The organism is Thermomonas sp., assembly GCF_041905325.1.
GTDB lineage: Bacteria > Pseudomonadota > Gammaproteobacteria > Xanthomonadales > Xanthomonadaceae > Thermomonas.
On record NZ_JAYRLK010000023.1, the window covers coordinates 1 to 3,169 of the forward strand.

A 3,169-nucleotide genomic window follows, 5' to 3' on the forward strand; every position below is an offset into this window, starting at 1 on the left:
CGACCGCAAGGGCCAGGCCATGGGCATGTTCGGCCTGGTGGCCATCGTCGGCCCGGCCATGGGGCCGGTGGTGGGCGGCATCGTGATCGAATACTTCAACTGGCGCGCCATCTTCTACGTGTCGGTGCCCATTGCCAGCATCGCGTTGCTGCTGGGCTCGATCTTCCTGCCCCAGCGCGCCGCGCCCGGCACCGGCAAGCCCGTCAAACCGTTCGACTGGCTGTCGTTCACGCTCGTGACCACGTCGATCTTCTGCCTGCTGGTGGCGCTGTCCACCGGCCAGCGGCTGGGATGGAACTCCAGCGAGATCCTGCTGATGGTGGGCGTCGCGCTGGTCTGCGGCGTGGCCTTTGTGCTGCGCGAACTGCGGGTGGAGTCGCCGCTGGTGGAGGTGCGCACGATGCTGGTGCCGGACTTCGCCGTGGCGATCCTGTTGTCGTTCCTGTTCGGCGCGGGGCTGTTCGGCTCGACCTACCTCATTCCGCTGTTCGCCCAGACGGTCCAGTCGGCCACCCCCTCGCAGGCGGGGCTGATCCTGTTGCCCGGCGGGCTGTTGCTCGGCCTGGTGATGCCGATCTCGGGCTACCTGGCCGACCGCATGGCGGCCCGCACGATGATCGTGACCGGCATCCTGCTGTTCATGGTGTCGTCGTTCGCGCTGGCCACGGTCGGGGTGGACACGTCCTACCTGGCCATGGCCGGGATCGTGGCGGTGGGCCGCGTGGCGGTGGGGGCGGTCAACCCGTCGCTCAACGTGGCCGCCATCAGCGCGCTGCCGGCGGCCATGCTGGCGCAAGGCGCGGGCCTGATCAACTTCGCGCGGCAGCTGGGCGGCGCGTTCGGGGTCAACGGGCTGTCCGTGGCGCTGGAGTACCGCATGGCGTTCCACAGCGACGCCATCACCGCGGCGGCCCGCAGCAACGCGGGTGCGGACCTGCTGCGCGGCGTGGGCAGCCTGCTGGCCGCCGGCGGCGCACCGCCCGACCTGCAGTCCGCCGGTGCCCTTCACTACTTCGGCACCATGATCGCCGCACAGGCCTATTCAGAGGCTTTCCGCGACATCTTCTACCTGCTGGCCATCGTCTTCGCCATCGCGCTGCTGCCGGCGCTGGTCCTGCGCGGCAAGCGGGCCGCACCCCCACCCCAGGCCGTGCCGATGGACACCGCCGAAACCTGAACCCCCGACATGAGCACTGCCGCCAGCCCCCCCGCGTGGTTCACCCACGCGATACAGACCCCCGCCCTTTCCCGGACCGTGCAGGTGCGCGGCGCCAGCATCCACTACCGCGTCTGGAACCCCGAGGCCCGGCGCGTCGTGCTGTTCGTCCATGGCGCGGCGGCCAACGCGCGCTGGTGGGACCACATCGCGCCGTTTGTCGCCCGCGGCCTTCGCGCGGTCGCGATCGACCTGTCCGGGCATGGCCAAAGCGGATGGCGCGACGACTACGCCATGGCCGACTGGGCGCATGAGATCGCGGGCGTGATCGATGCCGAAAACGCCGACGGGCGCTGCGTCGTGGTCGCGCACAGCATGGGCGGCATGGCGGCCGTGCAGACCCTGTACCTGGGGCTGAAGGTCTTCGACGGCCTGATCATCCTGGACAGCCTGCTGCGCGCCCGCAGCGATGAAGAGCTGCGCGAGCGCGCCACGCGGGGCGACCGGCCCAACCGGATTTTTGCCAACCGTGCCGACGCGCTGCGCGCCTACCGCACGCGCCCGCCGCAAAACACCAACCTGCCGTACGTGCGGGCCCATGTCGCCGAGCATTCCCTGCGCGAGGCCGAAGGTGGCTGGACCTGGCAGTTCGACACGGCCATCTACCGCCGCCTGGACATGCCCGGGGGCTTCAAGCCCCTGCCTTGCCGCGGCGTTTTTGTGCGGGCCGAGCACGGGGCCGTGCCGCCGGACGTGCAGCGCCAGATCGTCGAGCGGTCCGAAGGCACCCTGACGACCTTCGACATCCCCGACGCGGGCCACCACATGATGTTCGACGTCCCGCGGGCGCTGGTCACCGCCGTGCTGGCGACACTGCACGGATGGGGCTTCGCGCCGGCGGTGCCTGCCGACTGATCCGCGCACTCCCGCGCCTGTTTGCGATACTTGCCCGGTGCAACTCCAGGACGTCCTCTATTCGCAAGGCTTCGGCACCCGCCGCGTGTGCGCGGGGCTCATCCAGCATGGGCTGGTGGCGATCGACGGTGAGGTGGTGCTGGACGCGGCGTTGAACGTCCAAACGCAGGGCCTGCGTTTCACGGTCCAGGGCCAGCCGTGGGACTACCACGAGCGCGCCTACGTCATGCTGCACAAGCCCGCGGGCACCGAATGCTCGCAAAAACCGTCCACCTGGCCGAGCATCTACACCCTGTTGCCCGCGCCGCTGCGCCAGCGGCCGCAAAAGGGCGCGGTGCAGGGCGTGCAGGCCGTCGGCCGGCTCGACCAGGACACCACAGGCCTGCTGCTGCTGACTGACGACGGCCAGTTCATCCACCGCATGGGTTCGCCCAGGCACCATGTGCCCAAGGTCTACGAGGTGACGGTCAAGCACCCGCTGGACGACGCCCAGGTCCAGCGCCTGCTGCAGGGCGTGGTGCTGGACGACGACCCCGCGCCCGTGGCCGCCGCGGCCTGCGAGGCGGTGTCGCCGCTGCACCTGCGCCTGACGCTCACCGAAGGCAAATACCACCAGGTCAAGCGCATGGTGGCGGCGGTGGGCAACCGGGTGGAGGCGCTGCACCGCTCGCGCATGGGGGACCTGGAACTGCCGGCGGAGTTGGCGCCCGGGCAGTGGCGCTGGCTGACCCCGGCAGAGGTCGAGTCGTTGATGCGGCGCGGCTAACGAATTATCGTGCCGTTCAGGCGCACCCAGACTGCCTGAGGCGCTACTGAATCCGTAGCATTCCCGGGGCACTGGCAGCCGCCAGCTCAAAGCGGGCGTCGAACGCCGGGGCCGCCGCCTCGAACGCGCGGATCTCGCGCAGCGCGTCCTGCAGGCTCATCTCGCCGGCCTGCATGAGCTTGCCGGCCAGGTGTTCGGTCAGCGGCTTGGGGTCTCCTCGTTTTCAGTGCAATAAGTGACGGTACGAAAAGCTAGCACTGGCGCGGAGGTGGTGTTGGTAGATCGTTGATTTCATTGACTTTCCTGTTCACTTTCAAATCTGCGATTCGTGG

At 69.3% G+C, this 3,169-nt stretch carries 3 protein-coding genes; all 3 read left to right on the plus strand.

All coding sequences use genetic code 11. The features are described from left to right. Positions 1-1,177: MFS transporter (locus ACE3OK_RS12285; protein ID WP_374249839.1), on the plus strand; the 1,177-nt coding region annotated here is incomplete at its 5' end. A 9-nt stretch (positions 1,178-1,186) separates the two neighbouring features. Further along, positions 1,187-2,071: an alpha/beta fold hydrolase gene (locus ACE3OK_RS12290; protein ID WP_374249840.1), complete on the plus strand. Its 885-nt coding sequence runs from the start codon at positions 1,187-1,189 to the stop codon at positions 2,069-2,071. Positions 2,072-2,108: 37 nt separating this feature from the next. Then, positions 2,109-2,837, plus strand: coding sequence for a pseudouridine synthase (locus tag ACE3OK_RS12295; RefSeq protein WP_374249841.1), 729 nt, complete (start codon positions 2,109-2,111; stop codon positions 2,835-2,837). The last annotated feature ends 332 nt before the right edge of the window (positions 2,838-3,169 follow it).